General features: G+C 69.0%; 27 protein-coding genes and 2 pseudogenes. 6 read left to right on the top strand and 23 right to left on the bottom strand.

Annotated elements, in window-relative coordinates:
- The 3 genes from FXN61_RS19510 to FXN61_RS19500 form a co-directional block, all read left to right on the top strand.
- Positions 1–593, top strand: a 593-nt coding sequence (locus FXN61_RS19510; protein WP_223165516.1) for a hypothetical protein, incomplete at its 5' end; no start/stop codon positions are given.
- The gene (locus tag FXN61_RS54400) at positions 590–1,030 is read left to right on the top strand and encodes a monooxygenase (protein ID WP_167975484.1); all 441 of its coding nucleotides are present in this window, start codon (positions 590–592) and stop codon (positions 1,028–1,030) included. The genes FXN61_RS19510 and FXN61_RS54400, both read left to right, overlap by 4 nt.
- A 67-nt stretch (positions 1,031–1,097) precedes the next feature.
- Positions 1,098–2,051 (top strand): Rieske 2Fe-2S domain-containing protein, encoded by a 954-nt coding sequence (locus tag FXN61_RS19500; protein WP_167975483.1) that lies wholly within the window; start codon positions 1,098–1,100, stop codon positions 2,049–2,051.
- Between the two features lie 452 nt (positions 2,052–2,503).
- Here the strand turns inward: FXN61_RS19500 and FXN61_RS19495 are convergent.
- From FXN61_RS19495 to FXN61_RS19480, 4 genes and pseudogenes are all read right to left on the bottom strand, one after another.
- Positions 2,504–3,168: pseudogene (locus tag FXN61_RS19495) on the bottom strand (response regulator).
- A 908-nt stretch (positions 3,169–4,076) separates the two neighbouring features.
- Positions 4,077–5,348, bottom strand: coding sequence for an SGNH/GDSL hydrolase family protein (locus tag FXN61_RS55470; RefSeq protein ID WP_167975451.1), 1,272 nt, complete (start codon positions 5,346–5,348; stop codon positions 4,077–4,079).
- A 44-nt stretch (positions 5,349–5,392) separates the two neighbouring features.
- Positions 5,393–5,893 (bottom strand): anthrone oxygenase family protein, encoded by a 501-nt coding sequence (locus tag FXN61_RS19485; RefSeq protein WP_167975482.1) that lies wholly within the window; start codon positions 5,891–5,893, stop codon positions 5,393–5,395.
- 56 nt (positions 5,894–5,949) lie between these two features.
- A complete protein-coding gene (locus tag FXN61_RS19480; RefSeq protein ID WP_167975481.1) occupies positions 5,950–7,446 on the bottom strand; it encodes an amidohydrolase family protein in 1,497 nt (498 codons plus the stop codon).
- A gap of 37 nt (positions 7,447–7,483) precedes the next feature.
- Between FXN61_RS19480 and FXN61_RS19475 the strand changes: the two genes are divergently transcribed.
- Positions 7,484–8,107: a TetR/AcrR family transcriptional regulator gene (locus FXN61_RS19475; RefSeq protein ID WP_312877858.1), complete on the top strand. Its 624-nt coding sequence runs from the start codon at positions 7,484–7,486 to the stop codon at positions 8,105–8,107.
- A 17-nt stretch (positions 8,108–8,124) separates the two neighbouring features.
- Here the strand turns inward: FXN61_RS19475 and FXN61_RS50145 are convergent, their stop codons facing one another.
- From FXN61_RS50145 to FXN61_RS19440, 8 genes and pseudogenes are all read right to left on the bottom strand, one after another.
- Positions 8,125–8,478, bottom strand: a complete 354-nt coding sequence (locus FXN61_RS50145; protein ID WP_188135252.1) for a hypothetical protein — start codon at positions 8,476–8,478, stop codon at positions 8,125–8,127.
- A 91-nt stretch (positions 8,479–8,569) separates the two neighbouring features.
- Entirely contained in the window at positions 8,570–9,712 is a 1,143-nt protein-coding gene (locus FXN61_RS19465; protein WP_167975479.1) for an alpha/beta hydrolase family protein, read from the bottom strand.
- Positions 9,713–9,723: 11 nt separating this feature from the next.
- Positions 9,724–10,466 (bottom strand): annotated as a pseudogene (locus FXN61_RS19460) (SDR family NAD(P)-dependent oxidoreductase).
- A complete protein-coding gene (locus FXN61_RS19455) occupies positions 10,463–11,413 on the bottom strand; it encodes a fumarylacetoacetate hydrolase family protein (protein ID WP_167975478.1) in 951 nt (316 codons plus the stop codon). The pseudogene FXN61_RS19460 and the gene FXN61_RS19455 overlap by 4 nt, the downstream one beginning before the upstream one ends.
- Positions 11,413–12,120, bottom strand: coding sequence for a VOC family protein (locus tag FXN61_RS19450; protein ID WP_312877857.1), 708 nt, complete (start codon positions 12,118–12,120; stop codon positions 11,413–11,415). Before FXN61_RS19450 ends, FXN61_RS19455 begins: the two co-directional genes overlap by 1 nt.
- Complete coding sequence (locus FXN61_RS52305) at positions 12,081–12,350, bottom strand: VOC family protein (RefSeq protein ID WP_246291751.1); 270 nt, start codon at positions 12,348–12,350, stop codon at positions 12,081–12,083. Before FXN61_RS52305 ends, FXN61_RS19450 begins: the two co-directional genes overlap by 40 nt.
- A gap of 11 nt (positions 12,351–12,361) precedes the next feature.
- Positions 12,362–13,492 carry an FAD-dependent oxidoreductase gene (locus tag FXN61_RS19445; RefSeq protein WP_167975477.1) on the bottom strand — a complete coding sequence of 377 codons (1,131 nt, stop codon included), beginning with the start codon at positions 13,490–13,492 and terminating at the stop codon, positions 12,362–12,364.
- A 19-nt stretch (positions 13,493–13,511) separates the two neighbouring features.
- Entirely contained in the window at positions 13,512–14,492 is a 981-nt protein-coding gene (locus tag FXN61_RS19440) for a cyclase family protein (protein ID WP_167975476.1), read from the bottom strand.
- 85 nt (positions 14,493–14,577) lie between these two features.
- Between FXN61_RS19440 and FXN61_RS19435 the strand changes: the two genes are divergently transcribed.
- Both FXN61_RS19435 and FXN61_RS19430 read left to right on the top strand, forming a co-directional pair.
- A complete protein-coding gene (locus FXN61_RS19435; protein WP_167975475.1) occupies positions 14,578–15,510 on the top strand; it encodes a LysR family transcriptional regulator in 933 nt (310 codons plus the stop codon).
- 86 nt (positions 15,511–15,596) lie between these two features.
- Complete coding sequence (locus FXN61_RS19430) at positions 15,597–16,814, top strand: MFS transporter (protein ID WP_167975474.1); 1,218 nt, start codon at positions 15,597–15,599, stop codon at positions 16,812–16,814.
- A 31-nt stretch (positions 16,815–16,845) separates the two neighbouring features.
- Here FXN61_RS19430 and FXN61_RS19425 read toward each other — a convergent pair whose 3' ends face one another.
- From FXN61_RS19425 to FXN61_RS19375, 11 genes are all read right to left on the bottom strand, one after another.
- Positions 16,846–16,998, bottom strand: a complete 153-nt coding sequence (locus FXN61_RS19425; protein ID WP_167975473.1) for a hypothetical protein — start codon at positions 16,996–16,998, stop codon at positions 16,846–16,848.
- A gap of 21 nt (positions 16,999–17,019) precedes the next feature.
- Positions 17,020–17,793 (bottom strand): SDR family NAD(P)-dependent oxidoreductase, encoded by a 774-nt coding sequence (locus tag FXN61_RS19420; RefSeq protein WP_167975472.1) that lies wholly within the window; start codon positions 17,791–17,793, stop codon positions 17,020–17,022.
- Between the two features lie 12 nt (positions 17,794–17,805).
- The gene (locus FXN61_RS19415; RefSeq protein WP_167975471.1) at positions 17,806–18,357 is read right to left on the bottom strand and encodes an acyl-CoA dehydrogenase family protein; all 552 of its coding nucleotides are present in this window, start codon (positions 18,355–18,357) and stop codon (positions 17,806–17,808) included.
- A 2-nt stretch (positions 18,358–18,359) separates the two neighbouring features.
- Complete coding sequence (locus FXN61_RS19410) at positions 18,360–18,917, bottom strand: acyl-CoA dehydrogenase family protein (protein WP_167975470.1); 558 nt, start codon at positions 18,915–18,917, stop codon at positions 18,360–18,362.
- A 1-nt stretch (position 18,918) separates the two neighbouring features.
- On the bottom strand, positions 18,919–19,251 hold the full coding sequence (locus FXN61_RS19405; protein WP_167975469.1) for a YciI family protein: 333 nt from the start codon (positions 19,249–19,251) through the stop codon (positions 18,919–18,921).
- Between the two features lie 19 nt (positions 19,252–19,270).
- Positions 19,271–20,461, bottom strand: a complete 1,191-nt coding sequence (locus FXN61_RS19400; RefSeq protein WP_167975468.1) for a cytochrome P450 — start codon at positions 20,459–20,461, stop codon at positions 19,271–19,273.
- Between the two features lie 9 nt (positions 20,462–20,470).
- A complete protein-coding gene (locus tag FXN61_RS19395; protein WP_167975467.1) occupies positions 20,471–20,656 on the bottom strand; it encodes an MbtH family NRPS accessory protein in 186 nt (61 codons plus the stop codon).
- Positions 20,646–21,356 (bottom strand): thioesterase II family protein, encoded by a 711-nt coding sequence (locus tag FXN61_RS19390; protein ID WP_167975466.1) that lies wholly within the window; start codon positions 21,354–21,356, stop codon positions 20,646–20,648. Before FXN61_RS19390 ends, FXN61_RS19395 begins: the two co-directional genes overlap by 11 nt.
- Positions 21,357–21,408: 52 nt before the next feature.
- On the bottom strand, positions 21,409–23,142 hold the full coding sequence (locus FXN61_RS19385) for a non-ribosomal peptide synthetase (protein ID WP_167975465.1): 1,734 nt from the start codon (positions 23,140–23,142) through the stop codon (positions 21,409–21,411).
- An 86-nt stretch (positions 23,143–23,228) separates the two neighbouring features.
- Positions 23,229–23,747: a flavin reductase family protein gene (locus tag FXN61_RS19380; RefSeq protein ID WP_167975464.1), complete on the bottom strand. Its 519-nt coding sequence runs from the start codon at positions 23,745–23,747 to the stop codon at positions 23,229–23,231.
- Complete coding sequence (locus FXN61_RS19375; RefSeq protein WP_312877856.1) at positions 23,744–25,330, bottom strand: tryptophan halogenase family protein; 1,587 nt, start codon at positions 25,328–25,330, stop codon at positions 23,744–23,746. The genes FXN61_RS19380 and FXN61_RS19375 overlap by 4 nt, the downstream gene beginning before the upstream one ends.
- Positions 25,331–25,660: the final 330 nt, after the last annotated feature.

Raw genomic sequence — 25,660 nt, 5'->3', positions numbered from 1 at the left:
CCGGCGAGCGGTTCGTCGACCTGAAGATGGCCGAGGCCTACACGCCCGCGCCGCCGGAGGGCGGCGGCACGGACGAGTACCGGTGCCAGGTGATCGATCCGGGCCTGACCAAGGCGGCGTTCCTGACCGGGACCCAGGTCACGCCTGAGAACGTCGCGATCGCGCACCACGCCATCGTGTACGCGGTGCCGCCGGGCGGCGCCGCCGCGGTGCGCGAGCAGGACGCGAAGACCCCCGGCCTCGGCTGGCAGTGTTTCGGCGGGACCGGCGTGGAAGGTGCCGAAGTAGAAGAAGGGGAAGCGGCGTGGGTGGACACCTGGGCGCCTGGCGCCGCGGAGACGTTGTTCACCGAGGACGCCGGCTTCAAGCTGGAGCCGGGCAGCCTGATCGTCCTCCAGCTCCACTACAACCTGCTCGCGACCGACGGCAAGCCGGCCGGGTCGGACCGCTCGGCGGTGCGGCTGCGGCTGACGGACGGCACGCCGCAGACCCGGGAATTCGTCACATGGCCGCTCGACGCGCCGACCGACCTGCCCTCGCCCCCGAGCAGTCGGGTCCGCTCTGTGACCGGGCAGCCTCGATCGCGGACGTGACGAAGCGGTTCGGGCCGGAGGTCGGCGGTACCGCGGACGAGCAGCTGGAGGAGTGCGGCCAGAGCGCGCCGAAGCCCGGCAACACCCAGACCTGCGACCACAAGGTGCCGGAGCCGATGACGCTGTTCGCTGGTTTCGGCCACATGCACCTGCTCGGGCGCGCCATCAAGGTCGAACTCAACCCGGGCACACCGAACGCCAAGGTCGTGCTGGACGTGCCGCAGTTCGACTTCGACAACCAGCGGCTGGTGAAGCTGCAGTCACCGGTGGAGATCGGTCCGGGGGACACGTTGCGGGTGACGTGCACGCACGACGCGGGGTTGCGCAAACGGCTGCCGCAGCTGAGCAAGCTGCCGCCTCGCTACGTGGTGTGGGGCGACGGCACCAGCGACGAGATGTGCACGGGCATCATGACGGTCTCCCTCCGCAAGTCCTGACGTGAGGGTCGAACATGCGTGAACTCACTGAGGTGTCTCAGCCCACGACGGTGTACTCGGCCACGACATGACCCGGCTGCGTTTGGATTCCCCGAGGCGGTCGCCGGTCTGGGTATTGCTGCCGCTGCGTGCTTTTCTAGGTGGCACCTTCGCCTACGCCGGTCTCTCCAAGCTCCTCGACACGCACTACTTGGACGACACCTCCCCACTCGGTGTCCACGCGCAGATGGTGAGCGCCGCCGCGACCTCCCCGATCGGCCCGCTGGTCTCGCTGGCCGCCGACCACGCGACCGTCGCCGGGCTGGCGATCGCTTTCGGGGAGATCGCGGTCGGGCTCGCCACCCTGCTCGGGCTGTTCACCCGGCTCGCCGCACTCGGCGGTGTCCTCCTCTCGCTCAGCTTCTTCCTGACGGTGAGCTGGACGACTCGGCCGTACTACGTCGGGGCCGACATCGTGTTCGCCTTCGCCTGGACCCCGTTGCTGATCGCGGGCGACGCCGGGGTGTTGTCACTGAGTGCCCGGCTGCGTGCGAGGGTGCGGCACGGGGCTCGGCCTGCCGGTGCACCCCACGCCGGAGGAAGACGGGACAGTGCAGGACGACGTCGAGCGGCGCACGGTGCTGCGGAGCGGTCTGATCGCGGGGGCGCGACCGCTGCCGGAGTCACCGCGGGCAGCGTGCTGGCGCTCGCCCAGCGCCCTGCCGGCTCGCCTGCGGACTCGGTGAGCCACGGCCCGGTGATCGCTGCGGTCGACGACATCGCCGTCGGCTCGTCGAAGAGCTTCACGATGCCGAGCGGGACGCCCGCCCATCTCCTGCGCCCGGCGCCGGACACCTTCCTGGCGTTCAACGCCACCTGCAGTCATCAGGGCTGCCCGGTCTCCTACATCGGCCCTGGATTCCGGTGCCCTTGCCACGGCGCCACCTATGACGAGAACGGACAGGTGATCGGAGGGCCGGCACCCGCACCGCTGATCAAGATCCCGATCAAGGTCGTTGAGGGCCAGGTCGTGCTCACCTGATCTTCGGAGCTCCGGCGGATCAGTCAGATACCGTGGCCGGGTGTGCGTGAGCGGTGCTCCGATGCCGCGAACGAGATCGAGGCCACGTGTTTGGGCTGACCAGTCCTGTTCGGTAGGCGATGGCCCACAACGGTGATGTCGTCTTCGAGATTCAGCAGGATTTTGAAGACGACATCGCACGAGACCTTCGTCGTCGGCGAGCAGGACCTTGATCGGGGCGTTCACGGGCGCGACCCGATCGGGGCGAGGGGCAGTCGTGCCCTGACGACGAGATGTGCACGGGCATCATGACGGTCTCCCCCGCAATCCTGATGAAGCGTCGAACGTGTGCAAGCTCATTGAGGTCAACAAACCGAAAAACAGCGGAGCGGTCGATCACGCGGAGCGGCTCGGCTCGGTGCGGTGCGGCTGGAAACTACGGTCGCGCCCCGACGGACGCGCGAGATGAAGCGCTAAATCGGCCGGGTGAGTCTCATGTCGTAGGCGAGGATGACGGCCTGGATCCGGTCCCGTGCGCCGATCTTGGCGAGGACCCGCCCGACGTGGGTCTTCACCGTCGACTCCGACAGCGTGAACCGTTGCGCGATCTCGCCGTTGGTGAGGCCGTGGCCGATGGCGACGAGGATCTCGCGCTCGCGGCCAGTCAGGGAGTCCAGCCGGGGATCCTCCCGCACGGGCCCGCCGAGGTCATCGTCGAGCTGGTCAGCGAACGCGTCGAGCAGCCGCCGAGTCAGCGCCGGCGCGATCACCGCGTCCCCGGCGGCGACGGCCCGGATGCCGGCGAGCAGCTCCTCCGGGCGGGTGTCCTTGAGCAGGAAACCACTCGCCCCGGCCCGCAGCACGGCGAACGCGTACCGGTCCACGTCGAACGTCGTCAGCACAAGAATTCGCGAACGCCCACTGGCGGCGACGATGCGCCGGGTGGCCTCGATCCCGTCGCGCCCGGCATGCGGATGTCCATCAGCACCACGTCGGGGTGCAGCTCGGTGGCCCACCGAACGGCCTCGGCGCCGTTCTCAGCCTCGCCGACGATCTCGGTGTCGGGGGTGCTCTCCAGCAGCATGCGAAACCCGAAGCGCTGCAGCGGCTGGGCGTCCACCACGAGCACAGAGATCATGAATGGCTGCCTTTCAGGGTCACGTGGACGGTCCAGCCGCCGTCGGTGCGGGGCCGGCGCTGACCATGCCGCCGTAGCGCGGCGAGTTCGGCCATGCGGCGAGTTCGGCCATGCTGCCGAGGCCGAGACCGCGTCGCCCGGCGATGCCTACTTCATACCGAGCGGACCTGAGACGACTGTTAAAACGGCGCTCAGGCCGGTTGGCCGCCTGCGCGGGTTCGTCGTCGGACGGGCCGCTGTCATGCACGACGATGTGGACCGACGTCTGATTTGGTGGTCAGATCCCTCAGACCGGCGCCGACGTTCAGCTGCTGACCAACGAAATCGGCGGATGGACCTGGGCAAAGGTGAGCAGCCCAGGAATTCAATGCACGTGTCGAAGGCTGCCCGAGATCGGGACGCGCTCGCGCGATCCAGGCTTGGTACTGCACGCAGCCTGGATCGCGCTTTGAACCAATCGCCCCGCCGCCGGACGCCACACGGGAATCTAGGGTGGTAGTAAATCTGGTAGCTGAGACGCGCGATCTCCAGCGAGACGCCAGCGAATCAGCGAGACCTAGGACGGCTGTTCATGCCGCTCAGGACCATCGTACTGAGACCCAGCGCAACTGCCTGATACTCGACGGGATCCGTTCACACCGAAGAGGTCACTGGTTCGATCCCAGTATCGCCCACACAACCTGGAAGCCTCTGACTTGCGAAGGTCGGAGGCTTCCAGGTTTTTTGCATACGCCGAGAACCCCGTTTCGCGGGTCGCGGTAGCAGAAGTGGTAGCAGATCGGCGTTTTCCACGCGCTCCGGATCGGGTTGAGACTGCGGGAGCCCAGCCGAGCACCGCGGTGTGCCCGCCGATGGTGGCGACGAGCGTGTTCTTCACTGGTTGCCCCTTGCCCGGGCATCGCGGTCGGTCAGCCGAGATCGGCGAGGTCGACGGCATCCGCCATCGCGCGGTAGCCCGCGTCGTTGGGGTGCAGGTGGTCGCCGCTGTCGTAGGCGGGGTCGAACTGGTCAGCATCGGCGGGCCAGGCGAGTGCGCGGTCGAAGTCGACGACTGCGTCGTACTCGCCGCTGGTGCGGATCCAGGTGTTGACCTCGTCCCGCTTGGCTTCGCTGAGCGGGGTGTAGTAGCGCGATCCCTTCGTCGGCGGCATCGTGCCGCCGATGATCCGCAGGCCCTTGGCGTGGGCTCTGGTGATCAGGTCGCGGTGTCCGGCGATGATCTCGGCGGCCGACACTTCGGTGTGGGGTGCGGCGAGGGGCTGGCGGGCTTCGCTCATGCCGATGTCGTTGATGCCTGCCAGCACGATGACCGCGCCCACGCCAGGCTGGTCGAGGACGTCGCGGTGGAACCGGGTGGTGGCCTTGTCGCCGAGCCAGGCGGAGTCGACGATCATCCGGTTGCCGCCGATGCCCTGGTTGAGCACGGCGCGCGGGTGTCCGGTGGCGGCCAGCCGCTCGGCGAGCTCGTCGGGGTAGCGGTTGTCCGCGCCCGGGGTGGATCCGTAGCCGTCCGTGAGCGAGTCTCCGAACAGCACCAACCCTTCCCGGCGACACACCGCGCCGATGACGTCGACTCCGGCGAGGTAGTACCAGGACGCGGTGGATTCGGTGAACGCGGCAGCGCGCGTGTCGGCTGTGCGGTCGCCGGTGGCCCGGTAGCTCGCCGTCATCGCCTGGGCGTGGTAGGTCGCGGGTCCGGTCGGGACGGCGAAGTACAGCGTGACCGTCACCGAATCCAGCGCTCTGACGGACAGGGACACCGGATCACTGGCGAGTTCGGCGCCGGCCGGGACGGTGAAGGCCGAGGCCCCGCCGACGGTCAGGCGACGAACAGATCCTGGCCGCGCGGCGGCACCGCCCGAGCCGCGCGCGACTGTGGCACCGGTGACGGTCAGCGGGGTGGTCCCGTAGGTGTTTGCCAACCGGACCCGTACGGCCACGCCGTCGAGACTGACTCGCACCGACTGGCGCACGGTCTGATCGGTGAAACCCTGCTCGGACCAGTTGGGCGTGAAGTTGGCACTCGGGCGCTGCGGAGAGGCAGACCAGGCGGCGTGCCAACGGACCGCCGTGCCGGCGATGGCATGTTCCGCGGGTGCCGCCGAGGCGCCCCCAGTGCCGGCGAGAGCCGTGGCGAGAGCAAGGATCGAGAGGGACGCCAGAGTTCTTGCCGAACGCACGAATGATCTCCTTGTGAGTCTGAAGTGGACTGTCGGCGCGGTTGTCACGCCGTTGAGGCGAGCGCGGGCCGGCGGTCGGTCTGCAGGGTTCGGGTTGCGCGGACGGCGATGGCGACGACGAGCACGAACGCGATGAGCGCGGTGAGGGTGCGCACGATGTTGAAGGTCTCCCATCGCTGGAGGTGCGTCGCGTAGTCGGCCGGCGGTGCGGTGACGGCCCACACCTTGATCCGGCCGTTGATCGGCACGTTGCCGAAGCGGGTGATCAGGAACGAGGCGACGGCCAGCACACCGGCCGCACCCGCCAGGTACCGGTGCGTGCCGCGGGCCATGACGGCCAGGGCGAGCGAGCTCAGTGCGGCCAGCGCCATCGTGGTCTGCATGACGGGGCCGTTCATCTGCATGAGTGCCGAGTGGAAGGTCAGGCGCACGTCGAGCGGCACCACGTTGAACGTGGTCGCCACGTTGACCGCGCCGTAGCCGAACGCGCCCGCGAGCAGGCCGGTGGACAGCAGAGCGAGCCCGGTGACCAGTCGGATCGGCATGAGAATCTCCTCAGGGTTTGGTTGTGCGGCAACGACTTCGGGAGTCGGCTGGAAGTTCAGGACGTGGCGGGCTCGGCCGCCGCGGCGGCGATGTCGGCGAGCATGTGGGTGCGTTGTTCCGGGGAGATGACGCGTCCTCGGGTGAGCACGGTGTGGACGCGGGTGGTGTTGTGGATGTCGGCCAGCGGGTCGGCGTCCAGCACCACCAGGTCGGCGAGCTTGCCGGGCGACACCGTGCCGAGCCTGTCGTCCAGGCCGAGCATGCGTGCTGGTTCGATGGTCGCCGCTTGCAGCGCCCGCAGCGGGGAGAGCCCGGCGCGCACCAGCGAGGCGAGCTCGTCGTGCAGGCTGAACCCAGGGATGACGAACGGCATGTCACCGGCGTCGGTCCCGGCGACGACCGGCACGCCGGCACGGGCCAGTTCGCCGACGAACGCCAGCCGCTGATCGAGCAGAGCGTGCCGCTGGGCGGTTTCCTCCGGTGTCCAGCCTGCCTTGACGATGTTCTCCAGCGCCCAGCGCCAGCCTTCGACCACCGCCACCGGCACGTACTTCAATCGCTCGTCGTCCAGCGCGACCTCGTCCGGCCGGTCCAGCACCCGGTACACCACGAGGGTGGGAACGATGCGGGTGCGGTTGCGGGCCAGCGTGGCGAACACCGCCGCGGCCTTCCTCGGGCTGTAACTGCGGGCAGCGTCCCACTCCAGCCGGTGGGTCTCGTGCATCCAGGCGACGTAGTCGCTCCGGCCGATCGTCAGCCCGGCGATCCGGGCGCGCAATTCCTCCTCCTGGGCCGAGGTGTCGTACCAGGTCGAGTACAGGTGTTCGATGCTGTACTGGCCCGCCGCACTGGCCGTGCCGAGCGGGACCGCGTCCGGGCAGTGCCCGGCGAACGGTATCCGCTGCCGACATGCCTCCTCGGCGATCGCGCGGTGCAGGTCGGCGGACAGCCGCGAGTACACCTTCACGAAGTCCGCGCCGTCCCGTTTGGCTTGCCGGACCGCCTCCCGGGCCTGTGCCTCGGTGGCGACCTCGACGAAGGCCGCCGGGTCGCCGATGGTCGGTGCGCCGTCGACGATCCGTCCCGCGATGACCGACCTCGGCCCGAGCAACTCGCCGCGACCAACCCGGTCACGCCACTCGTGCAGCAGCGCCGAGCCGGACATCTCCCGGACCGACGTGATGCCGTTGACCAGGTACAGCGGCAGTGAGATCCGCTCGGAGGGGATGCTGTGCACGTGCGCGTCCCACAAACCGGGGATCACGAACTTCCCTGGTAGGTCAAGGGTTTTCGCACCGGCCGGCACCTGAACCGCGCCCCGGCGGCCGACCGCGACGATGTGCTCTTCGCGGACGAGCACGGTCATATCGCGCCCAGGTGGGCGCCCGGTGGCGTCGACGACCGTCACGCCGGTCAGTGCGAGGACGCGTTGCCCCGATGCCGCCGCGGCCCGACCAGCGGGCACCACTGCGGCTGCCGTCCCCGCGGCCACCATGGCCGCGCCCGCCCGCAGCACATCGCGACGACCAACCCCACTCGTTAAGTCTGACATGCCGTCAAACATAACGACTCTTGCTAATCTTGACAACGTGTCCGAGATAGCGACTCCCCGGCGGCGGCGACGCCGCTCCGACGCCGACCGCAGCGCAAGCGCGATCCTGCTGGCCGCGAAGGAGATCCTGGCCGCTCAACCCAACGCGAGCGTCGAGGACATCGCCGCCGCAGCCGGGGTGAGTCGGCAGACCGTCTACGCCCACTTCAAGACCCGTGAGGCACTCATCGGCGCGGTGATCGACGCGATCACCGGCGAGGCGGTCGCCGAAATGGATGCCGCACGCCTGGACGAGGGCCCCGCGGCCGACGCATTGCTTCGCCTGCTCGACGCGAGCTGGCGAACACTCCAGCGCTACCCACTACTGCTGAACATCGCCACCACCACGGCCGACGCCGAAGCGGACCACACTCGGCACCAACCAGTGGCCGACCACCTCGACCGGTTGCTCACCCGAGGCCGGCAGTCCGGCGAGTTCACCGACGACGTCCCCACCTCATGGCTCGCGACCGCCGTCGTCACTCTCGGCCACGCGGCGGGAGACGCGGTGAACGCGGGGCGGATGGCACTGCCGGACGCCACCGAAGCGCTCGCCAGGAGCGTCCTGCGCGTCTGCGGCGTCGACCCAGCCACGATCACCGGCCTCGTCCCAGGGGCTTGAGTCCAGGACCTGATCAATCACGTGGCGACATGGACGGTCGGGCGGAACAGAACGCTCCCGCCCGGACAGTCGTCAATCGTGCCGAGACAGTTCGAGACAGGTCTCAACCACCAGTCTGCCGATGCAAATCGCCGATCGGACCAGGCGAAGCTGCCGCCATCGCCTTGGGCGCCGGAGGGCAGGATGTCGCCACAGTCCTTTTTGGATGCCGAAGAAGGTGCCGCTGCCGAACTCTGTTTGATGCCGCGGTCCTTCATCGCCCTGGAGAGCTTGACGCACCGGCTCCACGAGGTGTCCAGCAGCAGTTCGAGGTCGTCGCGGTGCATGTTCTGGACGTGCGGGTCGAAGGTGCACATCTCCGCGCCCGCCATCGTCCCTTTGAGCCGTTCCTCGAACGCGATCTCCGGTCCGCCATCGCGCCGCCCTGCGTTGGGTCCACCTCAGGCGAACATGTGTCAATCCTTACATTTGAACGAGGGTGTCGGCGACCCAGTCGGCGATGTAGGTGCTGACGTGGGACAGGTGGTCGAGCCCGATGTGTTCGGTCGCGCCCTCCTCAGCGGTGAACAGTCGCAGCTGACGGTTGGGGCTGTGGACGGCCTGCTCGTAGGAGCGGTGGGCGTAGGCGACGGGGATCTGCCGGTCGTTCTCGCCGTGGCAGATGAGGAACGGCACGGTGATCTGCTCGACCACACCGTCGAGGTTCACGCCGTCGGCGAAGTCGGGGAACGTGTCGAGGTTGTCGTGGCCCCAGACCCACAGCACGTGTTCCCAGTAGTGCGGGACCGGGCGCTCGCCTTCCCGTTCGAGGCGGCGGCGTTGCACGGCGCCCCAGTCGTGGTTGGCACCCCAGGCGACCACGAGGGCAAGGCGCTTCTCGAACGCGGCGGCGCGTGGGGCGTAGTAGCCGCCCAGGGACCAGCCGACGAGCCCGATCCGGTCGTGGTCGACGTCGTCGCGGGTTTCGAGGTAGTCCACGCACGCGGTGGCCCAGGCCTCGGTGTCGACGCGGGCGGTCAGCCCCTGCACGCGCAACGCTTCGCCGGAGCCGGGGCAGTCGACCATGAGGCACGAGATCCCGCGCGCGGCCAGCTCCTCCCAGTGCCCCGAGGAGTACATGTGCTCCTTGGTGGAGTCCAGCCCGTTCCACATGATCATCACCGGTGCGTGGTCACCGGCTGAACTGAAGTACGCGGGCAACGTCGTGCCCTCGTACGGAATCGCTACGCGGGTGATGCAAGGATCCTTGAGGTCGAACGCCTTCTGCTGCAGTTCGAGGACGCGGCGATAGGTGTCGAGCCTTCCCGGCGCGGTCGGGCTCTGCAGCCGCTCAGCTTGGCACAGGTAGTTGGTGGCCCTGGCGTACAGCTGCCCGGCCGTCCGGGTGTGGCCCGCCTTCTCGGCTTCCTCGGCCTGCCTGACGAGCTGGTCGGTGAGCGCGGTCCAGGCCCGCAGGAACTCCGTGGTGCCGGCGTCCTCGCCGCGGGTGGCGGCCTCGCGGATGGGGCGGCAGGCGCGGTCGACCTCGTCGATGAGGCCGCCGCTGTTGAGGGTGGCGACCACGCCCAGGTTCCAGACGTAGTTGCCGGGAAAGTACTCGTACACCGGGGTTCCTCTCAGGTTCGTGCTGCTTCACTGATCGACTTCACGCCGCCGTGGGCGGTCAGGCCGCCGTCCACGGGGATCTCGGCGCCGGAGATGAACGAAGCTTCGTCGCTGATCAGGAACGCGACGAGTGGGGCGATCTCGTCCGCCGTGCCGGTCCTGCCGAGTGGGGTCTCGGCGATGTTCGCGTCACGGAACGCGGGTGACGCGGACGCGGTCATCGGGGTTTCGACGTAGCCGGGATGCACCGCGTTGACCCGGATTCCGCGGGCACCCAGCTCGAGGCACGCGGCGCGCACCAGGCCGCGCAGGGCCCATTTGCTTGCTGTGTAAGCGATGGGAAAGTGGCCCGTCAGCGCGGCGACCGAACCGACGACGACGATCGACCCGCCGGCGGCATGAGCGGCAGGACGGCCTGCATCGCGCGCAGGACGCCACCGACGTTGACGTCCTGCACCCGTGCCAGGTCGGCCGGGTCCAGTTCGTCCAGGCGAGCCCGCCAGGTGATGCCGGCGTTCGCGACCAGGCCGTCGACCCTGCCCACACCCGCGACGAGGTCGGCCCAGCCCGCGGAGTCGGTGACGTCGAGCCGCCGGTAGTCGACGCCGGGCAGATCCTCCGCGGGCACGTCCGTCTGGTCGACACCGATGACAGTGGCGCCTTCGGCGGCCAGCAAGCGTGCTTCGGCAGCGCCCTGTCCCCGGCCCGCGCCGGTGACGAGCACGACCTTGCCGGCCACCCTTCCGCCGGTCATCGCGACCGCGTCCTGGTGCGGGCCGGGCGAACCGGCGGCAGGTCCACGCCTGGCACGACCGTGTTGCGGATGGTGCCAATGCCCTCGACCGTCATCTCGACGACGTCTCCCGCACGCAGCGGAGGCGGGCTCTGCTCGCCTCCGCGGCCCCACAGCTCGGCCAGGCAGCCGCCGTTGCCACAGGTGCCGGAACCGAGGACGTCACCGGCGCGCACCCACGTGCCACGGGAGGCGTACGCCACGAGCTCCTCGAACGGCCAGCCCATGTTGGACAGCCGGTCGTGACCGATCTCGACGCCGTTCACCGACACCCGCATGTCCAGGGAGAGGAAACCGTCACTGTCCTTATAGGACTCCAGCTCGTCGGCGGTGACGAGCCAGGGCCCGAGCGTGGTGGCCGAGTCCTTGCCCTTGGCCGGGCCCAGTTGGACCTTCATCTCCCGGCGCTGAAGATCGCGGGCCGACCAGTCGTTGAGAATCGTGTAGCCGAAGATCTCGACCTGCTCGGGACTCAGCGACGTCCCGTCACGGCCCATCACGGCCGCGACCTCCAGCTCGAAGTCGAACAGCCGCGAGCCGGGCGGGATGGGGACGTCGTCGTGCGCGCCGAGCAGCGCGTAGGGATTGGTGAAGTAGAACGTGGGCGCCTCGTACCACTCCGGTGGCACACCACTGCCTCCGGACACGCTCGCGACAACACCCTCGACGTGCTCCTCGAACGCGACGAAGTCCCGCACGGTCGGCGGGTCCAGCGGCGGCAGCAGCCGGACCTTGTCAAGCGGTACAGGCGTTTCACCGAGGGCGGTCCTGCCCGCGTCCAGCGCGGCCGGCAAGCCGGACCGCACGAGGTCGAGCACGGTCACACCGCGCGAGAAGGGGTGGATGCCCTCGTCGGTGACGACGCCCGCACGCACAGCTCCGCGGTGTTCGCAGGTGGCGAAGCGCATCAGACCGGCGGGGCCACGAAGAGGCCCTTGTCCAGGTCGTTGAACGACTTCCGCGCGACGAACTCGTTCATCGAGTTCGCCGTGCCCCACTGGTCGGACACCTCGGGCCGGCTGAAGTCGTAGAGGTGCGGGTGCCAGGTGTCCTCGTCGACCAGCTCCAGCTCGGTCGTGTACTCGACGGTGTTGCCGTGCGGGTCGAGGAAGTAGCTGAACGTGTTGTTGCCCGCCAGATGCCGCCCAGGGCCCCAGATCTTCTCCACCCCGGCCCGCAGCAGCCGGCCGGTGCCCCGCATGTACTCGTCGAGCCCGCGCAGCTCGAACGAGGCGTGGTGCAGCGACGGGTGCGGACCGCGGGCGATCGCCAGACTGTGGTGCCAGGAGTTGATCCGCAGGAAGTACATCATCTCGCCCATGCGCGGGTGCATCAGCGTGTCGGACAGGCGGAACCCGAGATGGCGCTCGTAGAAGGCACGGGTGCCCTCCGGGTCGGCCGAGTTGATGACCACATGCGACAGTCGCACAGGGACGGACTCACCCACTTCGATCCTGCGGTGCCGCCGGATCGCCACCTCGGCGCTGATCTCGACGGTACGGCCTTCGTTGTCGAAGAACCTGAACCCGTACCCGCCGCCGGGGGTCTGGAGTGCGGTCGGCTCGTGCACGAGCGTCACCCCGGCCACGAGCAGCCGGGCGGCCAACGCATCCACGTCGCGGGTGTCGCGGCACCGAACGCGATCAGGTCGATCCGCTTGTCCGCGGCCTCACGCAACCGGACCACGTACTGCTCCGGCGAGCCCTCGGCGGCCAGGAACGAGATGCCGGTGTCACCGTGCTCCTTGGTCAGGCCCCACACCCCGGTGAAGAACTCCTGTTGCCGCTTGAGGTCGGGCACGGCCAGGTCGACGTGCCGCAGGTGGGTGATGAGTGGTTCTGTCACGGGCATTCCCTTCAGGCCGGTTGGGACACGAGGTCACCGATGCGGCGGACGAGTCCGGGCACGTCGCCCTGTTCGCGGTCCAGCAGCCACTGGCCGATCTGGTTCGACGCCTCCACGACCGTCTTGGCACGGTCGTAGCGGCGGGCGGTGAAGACGTCCCACAGGTTGTCGTCGAGGACGTCGTTGGTGAGCAGCAGTTCGGCCAGCACCGCCGCGTCTTCCAGTGCCTGTGCACCGCCCTGCGCAAGAGTGGGTGGGCACGAGTGCGCGGCGTCGCCGATCAGCACGACCCGGCCGCGGTTCCACGGCGGCGGCAGCACGTGCGTCTCGAACCGTGTGTAGTTCACCCGGCTCGGATCGTCGAGCGTGGACCGGATCTCGTCCCACGGCCCGTGGTAGGCGGCAGCGAGCCGGCACATCTCCGCGAGCCGCTGCTCAGGACCCAGTCCGGTGTGGTCCTGGGCGTCCTCGACGATGTAGGCGTAGAGCGAGTCCGCGCCCGTCGGCGTGTATCCGGCGATGTAGCAGGGGCCGCCGTAGATCAGGTCGGTGTGGGTCACCGACGCCGGGCGCGGCCCGAACGCCCGCCAGATCCCCATGCCGGTGGGCCGGGGCTCGATCTCGATGCCGACCATCCGGCGGATCGCGGAGCGGATGCCGTCGGCGCCGACCACGAGGTCGTAGCGGCGGCTCGAGCCGTCGGACAGGGTCACGTCCACGCCGGTGGCGTCCTGGTCCAGCCGCGTCGCGGTGGTCCCGAAGCGGGTCTTCACCCCGGCAACGGCTGCCCGGTCCAGCAGGATCCGCGCGAGTGTGGGCCGAGGCATGCCCATCGTGGCCGGCAGATCCGGTCCGCCGCTGCGCACGTCCTGCACCTCGAACAGCAGGGTGCCGTCGGCGTCGGGGGCGCGCAGGCCGAGGTTGTCGAAACAGAACCCGGCCGCCCTGGCGCCTTCCCACACGCCGAGGCGGCGCAACTCGCGCAAGGCGTTGCCCTGCAAGGTGATTCCGGAACCGATCGCGGCGATGTCCGGCTTGACCTCGATGAGGTCGACCGCGACGCCCTCCTGCGCGAGCAGGATCGCCGTCGCGGTCCCGGCGAGACCGGCGCCGACCACCAGCACGTTGTCGACAGAAGGCATGAGGACTCCTTTGTCCTGCTTACTTGACGGCGATGGGGGCGACCGGGGCACCGACCGCGCCGGTCACCGGCAGCGGGGCCGCGGTCAGCCAGAACTCGTGGACCCCGTCGGCCACGCAGTCGTCGGCGAGCGCGTCGAGGTCCCACATCTCACCGAGGAACAGGCCGATGTGCGGGATGGCCACCTGGTGGAGCGGCTGGAACGCGTTGTCGAACTCGTTGGGTCGCACCTCGACGCCCCAGGTGTCGGTCGCGACCCCGGCGATCTCCGTGCCGTGCAACCAGTCCACAGTGGAGAAAGACAGGCCGGCCGAGTCCCCACCAGCGTAGTCGCCCCAGCCCTCCCGCCGCGCCCTGGTCAACCGCCCGGTGCGCACGAGGAGCAGGTCGCCCCGGCCGACCCGTGCGGTGTCACCGTGCGCGGCGATCGTGGCCTCCAGGTGGTCGGGGGTGATGGCGAAGCCGTCGGGCAGCTCACCCTCTGCTCCACCCTTCTGGCCAGCACCGAACACCCGGCCGACGTCGAGCAGCACGCCGCGGCCCGCGATCAGCCCGGCCGTGGTCTCGATGCCGGTGATCCGGTCGCCCTCGCTGGTCACGACGTCGCCGGCGCGCCGGCCGTTGTAGGCGACGCCGTGGTCGAAGATGTGGCCGAGGCCGTCCCACTGCGTCGAGGCCTGCAACGGCATGGAGATCACGTCGTCGGCCCCGCCGATGCCGTGCGGGAAACCCTGCGTGCCGCGCTCGGCGTCCGTGCCGGTGTCGAGCATGGTGTGCACGGGATTGGTCCGTCGGCGCCAGCCCTTCTGCGGGCCGTTCGCGTCGAATCGTTGCGCCAGCGAGAAACTGGCGCCCCGGCGGACGAGTGCGGCGCCCTCCCGGCGTTTCGCCTCGTCGAGGTGGTTGAGCGTGCCGAGAACGTCGTCTGCGCCCCAGCGGCCCCAGTTGGAGCACCGCTTGGCGGCTGCCGCGATCGCGCCCTCGGGATCGGTTCGGTCCACGAGTTAACTGTCTGTGTCAGAGCAGTATCAGGGAAGCCGAAATCGTTGATGTATGGTATCGACGGTATTGATACCGTGCCCGGTCATGAACCTGGCGCGGCTGGACCTGAACCTGCTCGTGGCACTCGACGCCCTGCTGCAGGATCGCAGCGTGACCCGCGCGGCTGAGCGGATGGGGCTCAGTCAGCCCGCTGTGTCGGCCCAGCTGGGCCGGTTGCGCCGGCACTTCCACGACGAGTTGCTGGCACGAGCCGGCAACCAGTACCGGCTCACGCCGCTCGCGCTGCAGCTCAAGGAACGCGTGCGGGTCGCGCTCGCCGGCGCCGAACGGGTGTTCGCGGCCGAGCCGCACTTCGACCCCGCACTGTCCACTCGGGAGTTTTCGCTGCTGATGAGTGACTACGGCATCGCCGTCCTCGGCACCGGGATCGCCGCCCTGCTCGCCGCGGAGGCACCCGGCACACGGCTCCGGTTCCCCGCCAACACCCCGAAGATGGTCGACGCAGCCGCACAGGTGCTGGTCAACATCGACCTGCTGGTCATCCCGCACGGGTTCGTCGAGGACCTCTCCCACCACGATCTCTACCGCGACGAATGGGTGTGCCTGGTCGCCGCCGCCAACACCGAGATCGGTGACTCGCTCACCGTCGAGCAGCTGGAGACCATGCCGTGGGTCGTGACCTACCACGGCCCCACCGCGTCCACGCCGGCCGCGCGGCAGATGCGCATGCTCGGCATCGAACCGCACGTCCAGGTGGTCACCGAGACGTTCCTGACCGTGCCGGCACTCGTCGCCGGCACGAACCGCGTCGCACTGCTGCAACGACGCCTGGCCGACCGGATTCCGGACGAGCTGGGGGTGCGGGCCCTGCCGTGCCCGTTCGAGGTCGGCCCGTTGGTGGAAGCGATGTGGTGGCACCCGATGTACGACAACGACCCCGAGCACCGCTACCTCCGAGACCTCGTCGTCCGCGCCACCCGCATCGACGCCGCTGATACGCAGCTTCGGCAGAAGTGATTTCCGCTCATGCCGCACCGCGCTGACACTTCGACGTCAGTGACGCCGGCGTCGAGAGCCGGCCCCTGACTTCACCGGAGAAGCCAGTGACGGACTCCGCTCCCCCGCTCACCGCCACCCTGGACCCCGCCACCGGGCGTCCGGCGGGCACCGCCCAAGCCGTCGTCCTCCTGCTGGCCAGCTGCCTGGCCGTGCTCGGCGCTGTGCTGCTCGCCCCGGTGCTGCCCCTCATCCAGGACGCTTTCGCCGACACGCCGGGCGTCGCCACCCTCACGCCCATCGTCCTGACCGTTCCGGCCCTGATCATCGGCCTCACCGCGACGACAGCGGGCCGCGTCGTCGACCGGCTCGGCCGCAAACGGCTGCTGGTGGGCGCTCTCGCCGTGTACGCCGTCGTCGGCACCGCGCCGCTGTGGCTGTCGTCCCTGCCCCTGATCGTCGCGAGCCGGGTCCTGGTCGGCCTCACCGAAGCCGCGATCATGACCTGCTGCACGACACTGCTCGCCGACTACTTCCACGGGCCCCAGCGGGAGCGGTACTTCGGCCTCCAGACCGTCTACACCACCGTGGCCGCAACGGTTTTCTTCGCCGTCGGCGGCCTGCTCGGCTCGTTGGGCTGGCGTACCCCGTTCTGGCTCTACGCGATCAGCCTGCCACTCGCGTTCGTCGCGGCTCGCGTGATCTGGCAACCACCGCAACACCACACCCGCGAGAAGCTCCCGCCTCTGCCGTGGCGCGGCCTGCTGGCCCCGGTCGGCGTCACCCTCATCGGCGGTCTTGTCTTCTACGTCCTCATCGTCGAACTGTCCTATGTGCTCGACGGCATCGGCGTCACGTCCACCGCCACCATCGGTCTGGCCAGCGCCCTCGGCTCCCTGGCCACCGCCGTCGCGGCCTATCTGTTCCCCCGCGTCGCGCGGCTCGGTCCAGCCGTCACCGTCCCGGCGGCGTTCGCGCTCTCGGGGCTCGGCATCCTCGGCCTCGCGCTGGCCCAGTCAGTACCGGTCGCGGTGCTCGGCGCCGTGGTCGCCGGTCTCGGCAACGGTCTCATGCTCCCCTCCCTGCTCACATGGGCGCTGGGCAGCCTGACCTTCGAGCAACGCGGCCGCGGCACCGGAATCTGGACCTCCGCCATGTTCATCGGCCAGTTCGTCTGTCCACTTGCGATCCTCGCGCTGGCCGACGCCACCACTGGACTGCCCACCGCCCTGCTCGTCGTCGCGGTCGCCGCACTCCTGCTCGCCCTCGCCGTCCGGCTCATCCACCCCACGCGGTCGGTCGCTGTCCCAGCCGGGACGCCGTGACAGGGCCGACCGGCACCGTTGAGCCGTCACCTCACTCCACCGTGCAGGTCATGTCGTTCAGCGTGAAGGCGCCAGGCACGGAGTTGGCGTGGCGATACGAACCGTAGAACCCGATACGCACGGATTCGCCGGCCGGAATGACCTCGGCGTCGTCGACAACGCTCGAGGTCGACCCGTGGATCACCACCTCGCGGCAATGATCGACTCACCCACTCGGTGGCTGCATGCGCAACACTCGGGCGTCGCCGTCGAGCCTTTTCACAAGATCGTCCAAGTCGTCGTTGAGCGCCACATAGCGGCCGCTGAGTCCGTCGTAGGCGCCGGAGACGAGTGCGACGACCTTCTCCGCGCATGCCTCTGGAGGTGACCAAGCTGCAACGGGCAGGGCGTCGAGGTCCGGGCGGTTCGCTGTCATGCCGGTCCGCACCAAGCCTGGGCTCAGGTCGACCAACACCACTCCGGACCCATCCACCTCGGCTGCGAGCGCGTCGGTGAAGCGCATGAGTGCTGCCTTGGACACGCCGTAGGCCAAGGAGGCTCCGACGACCTTCGACCCCTGCATCGAGTTGATGTTGATGATGTATCCGCTGTTCCTCTCCACCATCCCGCCCAGCACGGCGTGGGTGAACAGCAGTGGCCCTCGGACGTTGGTCTCCACGACGCGCCACCAGTCGTCCGGGTCGATGTCGGTGAACGGCATCGGCTGGCTCGCGTAGCCCGCGTTGTTGACCAGGATGTCGATCGGCCCGAGTTCCGCGGAGACCACGCGCACGGCCTCGGACACGTCGCGAGCATTGGTCACATCGCCGGGAACCGCCGTCACGGTGGCGCCCTCGGCCTCGGCGAGCTTGGCCGTCTCGGCGAGTTGGTCCGCGGAACGAGCGGTGAGACCGACCTGGTACCCCTCGGCGGCCAACCGAACGGCGATGGCACGGCCGATACCGCGACCAGCGCCAGTGACGAGTGCTGTCTTGGACAAAACCGTGCTCCTTCAATCGAGGTCGGAAGTGAGGAGGTCGGCGTACGCGACCGAAGTGGACGAGACCCGGATGCTCCCGTGGCTGGCGGCGGTCCGCACATCTCTCCAGATGCGCTCCAACGTGTTCTCCGCCGAGACCGTGGACGTGCCCGCCGCACGGACGAGCCGGTCGGTCGCCGAGTGGAGCCACTCGGCGGCCAGTGCGCAGTCGCGGGCCGCTCGCGCGGTGAGCACCTTGCCCGGTTTGCCTTCGTCCGCGGTCGCAGCGACCCGTTCGAGCAGCAGGTGCGCCGTGTCGATCTCGCCGATGGCTCGTCCGAGTTCGAGTTGGTACGTGGCCTGTTCCAACGGTGCCAGAGGCCGGGCTCGCCGGCGGTCGGCGATCAGTCGCAGCCACTCGGCCTGGGCAGCGCGCGCTGCTCCCAGCATCGGCGCTACGAACGACAGTCCCGTTACCGACTTGAGCGGCGCGGCGTGGCAGGGGGCGGCCGAATCCATCGGCGTGCCGTCGTGAAGATCGGTGAGCGAGAAGGTGAGGGACGGGGGAACCTGTGCGCTACCCACGATCAGCGTGTGGCTCGCGGTCGCCGCATGCCCAGGCTCGTCCAAGCCCGCTGGACCGAGTAGTCGGCACGCGGGACCGCGAAGACCCGGTTCTCCGATCCGGCCCGCGCGCAGACCAACGCCCAGTCCGACATCTCGACGGCACTCACGAACGGCCACTCGCCCCGCAAGGTCCACCCGTCGGCCTGCCGCTCGGCCACGCCGGCGGGCATCAAGGAGCCCACGATCAGGGTGTCGGGTCCGCCGGCCTCCCACAGCCGCCGCTGGCCGGCGCCTGGCAGGTAGCCGGCCATCCGCCCGAGGCTTGCGGCGAGCGAGGCGAACCAGGAGGCCGCGCCACAGCCGATCCCGAGCCGGGTGACGGCTCGGGTGAAGTCGGTGAACGTGCCCGCGTGACCACCCCACTCGACAGGCACGAAGTGACGGGCGAAACCGGCTTGCACCACGGCCTTGACCACTGTCGGGGCCAGTCGGCCCTCACGGTCGGACTCGGCCGCGTGCTCGGCAGCGAGCGGGAGCACGTCCTCGACGGCGGTCCGCAGGCGTGAATCGTCGTCCACGCTACGCCTCCACGGGGGCCGGCCCCGCCGTGCGGCCACCAACCAGGCCGGTGAGCTGTTCATGGCTGCGCCGCACGGTGATGGTGGTGATCTCGTAGGTCGACACGCGGTTGCTCAGGAACGGGTCCTCGGCGGCGATGCGCTCGATCTCGGCCCGGTCGACCCCGGCGGCGACGATGGCACCGCCCTCCTCTTCCCGCAGGGTCTGACCAGAGACCAGGAAGACACCGGACGCGTGATACCGGTCGAGGTAGGCGATGTGCCCAGGGGTGTGCTTCGCGATTTCCTCCGGTGCGGCTTGGTGCCGGACAACCAGCAGGTGCAGTTCCGTCATCGTTTCCCTCCGGGATCGTTCAGGCGGCGAGCAGTCGCACGGGCAGGTTCCTCAGCCCCCACGTGAAGTTGGACGCGTTGTACGTCGGCTCGGCGACGAGTTCGAACCCGCGGACACGGGCGACGAGTTCCTCCAGGAACACCGTCAGTTCCAAGCGTGCGAGCCGGGAGCCCAAGCACAGGTGCCGGCCCGCCCCGAAAGTGATGTGCCGGTTGGCGGCCCGTCCTACGCGGAACCGGTCGGCCTCGTCGAACACCGCCTCGTCCCGGTTGGCCGAGGCGTTCCAGACGGTGACCCGTTCGCCGACTCCGATGTGGACACCGCCTACCGTCGTGGCACGAACCACGGTGCGCAAAGCGTGCACACCAGGCACCGTCCACCGCAGCACCTCCTCGACTGCCGTCGGCGCCGCCTGCGCACCGCCTGCGCGCAGGACTGCCCACTGGTCGGGGTTCTCCGCGAGCGCCAGCACCGCGCCGGCCGCCGAGTAGCGCGTCGTCTCGTTGGCGCCGGCCAGCACACCGTTGCAGTTGAAGACGATCTCCTCGTCGCTGAGCGGACGTCCGCCTGCTGGATCGTCCGTCGCCCTCCGGTCCAGAGCGATGCGGCTGACGAAGTCGTCGCCGGGACGCGCTCGCCGCTCGGCGAGCAGTTCGGTGAAGAACAGGAAGATCTCGCTGTGCGCGCCCGCCCTGGTCGCCTCGTCCGCGCCTTCGAACGCGTCGGTCGTGACCTGCCCGATCCACTCCCAGTCCGAGCGGGGGACGTCCATGAGAGCGCACACGACATGGTTGGGGATCTTCTTGGCCACGTCGAGGAAGTCCAGTTCGCCCACCTCGACCGCGTCGGCGAGGACATCCCGGACCACACGCCGCACGAGCCCGTCAACGCGGTGCATCTCGGCCGTCGTGAACGACTTGGCGAACACCCGTTTGAGGTGGGTGTGATCCGGCGGGTCGGACACGATCAGCATCCGCTGAGCCACCGCCGCGACGGCATCGGGGTTCCCGCCGAGGCGCATGCCATAACGCGAGCTGTAGGAGTCTGGGTCGCTGTAGACACCCACAACGTCGTCGTAGCGGGTGACGACCCAGAAACCGCCATCGTCGTCGGGGTGCCAGTGGACGGGGTCGTGGCGGCGCAGGTGTGCCAGCGCCGCCCAGAACTCGTTGCGCGCGAACAGTTGTCCGTCAGTCAGGTCGATGTCCACGTCAGCACCTCACCGCGTTCCGGGCCGCTGGCCGGCCTGGCTGTCGTCCACGAATCTGATGCAGGAGTCCTCGGTGCCATGAAAACCGGTCGGAGACCAACCGTCAGGCGGGACCGCGTCGGCCGGGTGGAGCCCGTATCGGCCTTCCTCGTCGACCAGCACCGCAAGCAGGAAAACGCCGGGATCACCGGTCATCAGATGCGCTCCCTCTCATCAGGTTCGGCAGCATGTCCCTCAGCAGTGCCACCACCAGATCGGTGTGCTGCCCTGGGAAGTAGTGCCCACCGTCGAACTGACGGTGGTGGAACGAGGCGCCCGCGTAGCGATCCCAGCCGGCGAGGTGCTCGGCAGTCACAGTTCCGTCGTCCCGGCCACCCCATGCCCACACGGGGCAGGACACGGTGGCGCCACACGGATCGCGATACGTAAGCGAGAGCCGCGCATCGCGCCGCAGCATGTCGAGCATCAGCTGCCGGCTGCCTTCGTCCAGTTCGTATTCGTCGAGGGCCCGCTCTTGCAGCAACTGTTCCAAGGCCTGGTCGTCGTCGACCAGGCCGCGTCCAGCTCCGATCCACAGGTGCGGTGGCCGGCACGCCGCCACGACCAGGGCGGCAGGCCACGCGCCGTGGCCGTCACCGAGCCGCCGTGCCACCTCGTACCCGAGCAGGCCGCCGAAGCTCTGCCCGAAAATCACCACCGGCTGCTCCAACGCGCCCAGGCCGACGAGTTCCCCGACCACAGCGGCGACCGCGTCGTCCACATCCGCCGGCGCGGGGTCACGCCACCGGTTCTCCCTGCCTGGGAGTTGCACACCGACCACCGACACGCCCGTACCCGCGGCGGACTGCCAGGAGCGGAAGAACCGGCACCCGCTGCCCGCTGGTGGCAGGCACACCACGCGCGCGCGACGGGTTCGGAGTGGAACGGAACCAACCACGTCCCGGTCATCAGGCGCTCTCTCCGGCTTCGACGACGAGCCGGTCCAGACGGCTCGCCAGTGCGGCGGCCGTCGGTTCCGCCAGCAGGTCCTCCATGGTCAACCGAACGCCGGTCGTCCGGCGCAACCCGGCGATCGCCTGCGCGGCCAGCAACGAATGGCCGCCCATTTCGAAGAAGTCGGCATCGACGTCGATCACGGGTTGCCCGAGCAGGTCGCCCCACGCCCTGCACACCTCGTGCTCGTGGGCGGTTTCCGGCGCCCGCCCGCGGGGCGTTCCCGACGGGACGACGTCACGTACGAGAGCCGCGCGGTCGATCTTGCCGGTGGCCTGGGTCGGCAACGCCGCGACGACCTCCACGAACGCGGGGACGGCCGCGCCGGCCAGCAGGCGGCCGCAGTACTCACGCAGCTCCGGACCGGTGATCCGGGCACCGGGCTCCGCGACGACCGCCAAGCCGAGAACATCACCCGACCGCGCCACGAACGCCGCCGCGGCCCTCACACCCGGATGCCCTGACGCCACCCGGTCCACTTCACCCAACTCGATCCGGTACCCGCGAACCTTGACCTGATCGTCGGCGCGCCCGGCGTACTCCAGTTGTCCGTCCCGGCGCACCACCACCAGGTCGCCGGTGCGGTACATGCAAGTGCCCACGCCGTCGAACGGGTCCGGCACGAACCGCGCGGCGGTCAGCCCGGCGAGGTTGCGGTATCCGCGGGCGACCGCGGGCCCACCGATGTACAGCTCGCCGACCACGCCGACCCCGACCGGCCGGCGCCGCTCGTCCAGGACGTGCACCTGGTATCCGGGCAGAGCCCGGCCGATGGTCTGCACGTCGTCACCTCGTGCCGTGTCCGCCCAGGTCGCCGCGATCGTCGTCTCGGTCGGCCCGTAGACGTTGAGAACGCGGTGTGCGTCAGTGAGCTGCCGGGCCACCTGCGGCGGACACGGCTCCCCCGCCACGACCACGACCTCTGCACAGCCGATGGCGTCCAGGCAGCCGAGCAGCAACGACGGGGTCAGGCACACCGTGCGCGGCGCTATCTCCGCGATCCGTCCCGCCAGGTCAGCCTGACCACCTTCGGCAGCGAGGTCGATGATCGCCATCCCCTGCCCGTGCAACAGGTACAGCAAGGCACACCACAGCCAGCCGTCGAACGCGGGCGATACGGCGTTGATCCCGGTGCCGCCGGCCGGAAGGCCCAGGGTGGCCAAGGCGTCCAGGAAGCATCCGAGCCCCCGGTAGCTGACCTCGACGCCCTTGGGCCAGCCTGTGGTGCCGGACGTGTAGACGACATAGGCGCAGCTGTCGACATCGACGGCGACCGCGCGTGTCTGCAGTGGCGGCACGTCGCCGCCGTGGTCCACCCGTCGCAGTCTCGGAGGAACCGCGCCCTCCGGCAGCCGATCGGCGAGGACGAACTCCGCACCGGAGTCCCGCAACACGAAGTTGAGCCGGTCTGCCGGGTGGCGCTCGTCGAGGAGGATCGCGGTCGCACCGAGCCGCCACAGCGCCAAGAGCGCCGCCGGTCCGCTACGGGAACGACCGAGAGCGACTGCGACACCACTGCCACTGCCGACCCCCTCGGCGGCAAGCACGCGAACCAACTGATCGGTGCGATCCGCCAGCTCTGCGAAGGTGTACGCGCCATCCGGGGCGGTCACGGCCGTCTCGTCGGGCCTCAGCGTCGCCCATCGCGCCAGTGCATCGTGCAACTGCCCGGCTCCCTGCGCAGTCATCGCGGCACCCCGCCTTCGAGCAGGACGGGCGCGCGGTTCGGCAATTGGATGAAGAAGTGCAGTGGCAGAGCGACGTTGGACGGCATTCAACTCACCTTCGTCCCGAACCAGTCCACAGAGGACTGGACGAAGTTGCGCATTCCGTACAGCAGGGGCCTGCCCTCGCGCACCGCGAGACTGGCCACTTCGCCGTACACGACGGTGTGGTCCCCCACCTTGTCCATCCGCACGACCGCGCAGTCCGCGACCGCGACCGTCTCGTCCAGCCAGGGCATCCCCATCGGGGAACGCCGCCACCCGACGGCACCGAACCTGTCCTGTCCGGAAGCCGAGAACACCTCGGCCACGCGGCGGGCATCCGCCTCGAGCAGGTTGACCGAGAACGCACGTCGCGCCCGCGCCGCGCGCAACGTCGTTCCGGCGGTGTGCAGGCACACCAGCAGGGTCGGCGGAGTGACACACACGCTGGTCAGTGACGAGCAGGTCATGCCGACCGGGTCATTTCGATCGTCCACTGTGGTCACGATCGCGACACCGGTGGGGAATCGGCTCATCAGCTCGCGGAAGTCGCTCGCAGGCGGTCCTTCCTGATCGCGCGGCCTCATCGTGCGTGCAGCTCACGGAGATAGTCGTACGAGGAGGGCAACACGGTGAGCAGTTCCGACTGCCGCTGCCGCACCTCGGCGAACAGGCGGTCGGCCACCGGAACGGAATCCGGCTTGTACGCCAACACCGGAGCCTCGTGCTCCGGCAGGAAACCGAGCCCGGCGAAGATGCAGTAGTAGCTGCCGTTGGTCCAGAAGTTCTTGAACTCCGCCTCGAAGTTCGCGTAGTACGCGCCCTCGCCGACGATCGGCGGGTTCACGGGGAGGCCCGCCCGGTACATCGCGGCCTTCTCCCGCATGTCGGCCGACAGCACGATCTCCTTGTTGGCACGCCAGAAGGGCGTGTCTTCGCGCGGTGAGAAGTAGAAGTGCGCCTGGATGAAGTCCCGAGTCTCGTCGAACATGTCGGCGATCTCCCGGTTGAAGCGATCGATCAGCACCTGGTCGAAGCTGCGGTCGGGGAAGTGCTTCACCAGCTGGTAGATCGCGGCGTAGGTGAAGTAGAGGCCGCTGGACTCCAGGGGTTCGAGGAAGCACGAGGCCAATCCGATGCTCACGCAGTTCTTCACCCACGACCGCCGGTTGCGGCCGACGCGGAAGCGGATGTGGTTGAACGTGCCCTCCGGGTCGAGGCCCCACAGCCGGCAGAAGTCCACCGTGGCCTGGTCGCGTTCCACGAACTCGCTGGAGTACACGTAGCCGGTGCCGAACCGGCCGAGCATCGGGGTCTTCCACGCCCAGCCGGACTTCATGGCGAACGCGGTGGTGTAGGGCTCGACGCCGTGCTTCTCATCATCGTGCGGCACCGGGCAGGCGACAGCACTGTCGCACAGCAGGTGGTCGCCCTGGTCGAGGAACGGCTCCTCCATGACCTTGTTGATCAGAGCGCCGCGAAAACCCGAGCAGTCCACGAACAGATCGGCTTCGAGCGTTCGGCCGGTCTTCGTCCTGAGCGCGGTGATGAAACCGCGGGAGTCCCGCAGGACCTCGGTCATCTCGTCCTGCACGTGCGCCACGCCCTGCTTCTCCGTGGCGAACCGGCGGAGGAAGTCCGCGACCAGATGCGCGTCGAAGTGCCAGGCGTAGTTGACGACCGCCTTGCCGTCCGACAGCTTCGGTGCCTTGTTCGCGTCCATCAGGGCCGGTTCGACGAAGCAGCTGTAGTCGTAGGGCAGCGTCGTCTCACCGCGCAGGTGGCGGTCCGACCAGTGGTGCGACAGCGGTACCCGATCGTGCGAACCGAGGATCCCGAAGGGGTGGTAGAAGTGGTCCGAACGGCCGTCAACCAGTCGCGGCGTCACCTCGCCCTCGCCCGGTGTGCGCCAGTTCACGAACTTCACCGCCATCTTGAAGCTCGCGTTGCACTCCCGCATCCACTCCTCTTCGGGGATGCCGAGATAATCGAAGAAGACACGCTGTAGATTCGGGACGGTCGCCTCGCCCACCCCGATCTTCGGGATGGCCGGCGCTTCCAAGACGGTGATGTCGACCGTGCTCTGAAGGGCCTTGCCCAGGTAGGAGGCGGTCATCCATCCGGCGGTGCCGCCACCCAGGATGATCACCCTGCCGATTCGCCGATCCACGTTTCCCCCGTGTTGGACGATTGCCTGCGAAGCCGGGTCAGCGCGCAGCTGTACAACCGACCCGAATACACGTCGAGACATTGCTCCGACGTGTCCGGACGTCACGAATTGATGCGTGCCGCAATCACACCTGCGGACCGCATGAGCATCAACAGCAACTTATCTTGAATGCGACCTGCGCATGAATACCCCCACTGTCGGCCCCCCCGGGTCGAATTCCGACCGTACCAGGCACGTCGATCCAGTCAACCCCGTGAACACCGGTCCCTCGAATGGAGTAGGCGGCTACTCGCCGCAGTCGATCACGGCACCCACATCCAGCCTGCACCA

It is taken from the genome of Lentzea indica (assembly GCF_012184385.1).
GTDB lineage: Bacteria > Actinomycetota > Actinomycetes > Mycobacteriales > Pseudonocardiaceae > Lentzea > Lentzea indica.
This window is presented reverse-complemented; position numbering and strand designations above follow the sequence as displayed.

Excerpts from the sequence above, each read along its gene's own strand:
- FXN61_RS19435 (WP_167975475.1), top strand. The coding sequence starts at position 14,578 with ATGAACCTGGCGCGGCTGGACCTGAACCTGCTCGTGGCACTCGACGCC.
- FXN61_RS19395 (WP_167975467.1), bottom strand. The coding sequence starts at position 20,656 with ATGACCGGTGATCCCGGCGTTTTCCTGCTTGCGGTGCTGGTCGACGAG.
- FXN61_RS19385 (WP_167975465.1), bottom strand. The coding sequence starts at position 23,142 with ATGACTGCGCAGGGAGCCGGGCAGTTGCACGATGCACTGGCGCGATGG.
- FXN61_RS19500 (WP_167975483.1), top strand. The coding sequence starts at position 1,098 with ATGACCCGGCTGCGTTTGGATTCCCCGAGGCGGTCGCCGGTCTGGGTA.
- FXN61_RS19485 (WP_167975482.1), bottom strand. The coding sequence starts at position 5,893 with ATGCCGATCCGACTGGTCACCGGGCTCGCTCTGCTGTCCACCGGCCTG.
- FXN61_RS50145 (WP_188135252.1), bottom strand. The coding sequence starts at position 8,478 with ATGGCGGGCGCGGAGATGTGCACCTTCGACCCGCACGTCCAGAACATG.
- FXN61_RS19455 (WP_167975478.1), bottom strand. The coding sequence starts at position 11,413 with ATGCGCTTCGCCACCTGCGAACACCGCGGAGCTGTGCGTGCGGGCGTC.
- FXN61_RS19380 (WP_167975464.1), bottom strand. The coding sequence starts at position 23,747 with ATGAGGCCGCGCGATCAGGAAGGACCGCCTGCGAGCGACTTCCGCGAG.
- FXN61_RS19445 (WP_167975477.1), bottom strand. The coding sequence starts at position 13,492 with ATGCCTTCTGTCGACAACGTGCTGGTGGTCGGCGCCGGTCTCGCCGGG.
- FXN61_RS19480 (WP_167975481.1), bottom strand. The coding sequence starts at position 7,446 with ATGTCAGACTTAACGAGTGGGGTTGGTCGTCGCGATGTGCTGCGGGCG.
- FXN61_RS19405 (WP_167975469.1), bottom strand. The coding sequence starts at position 19,251 with ATGACGGAACTGCACCTGCTGGTTGTCCGGCACCAAGCCGCACCGGAG.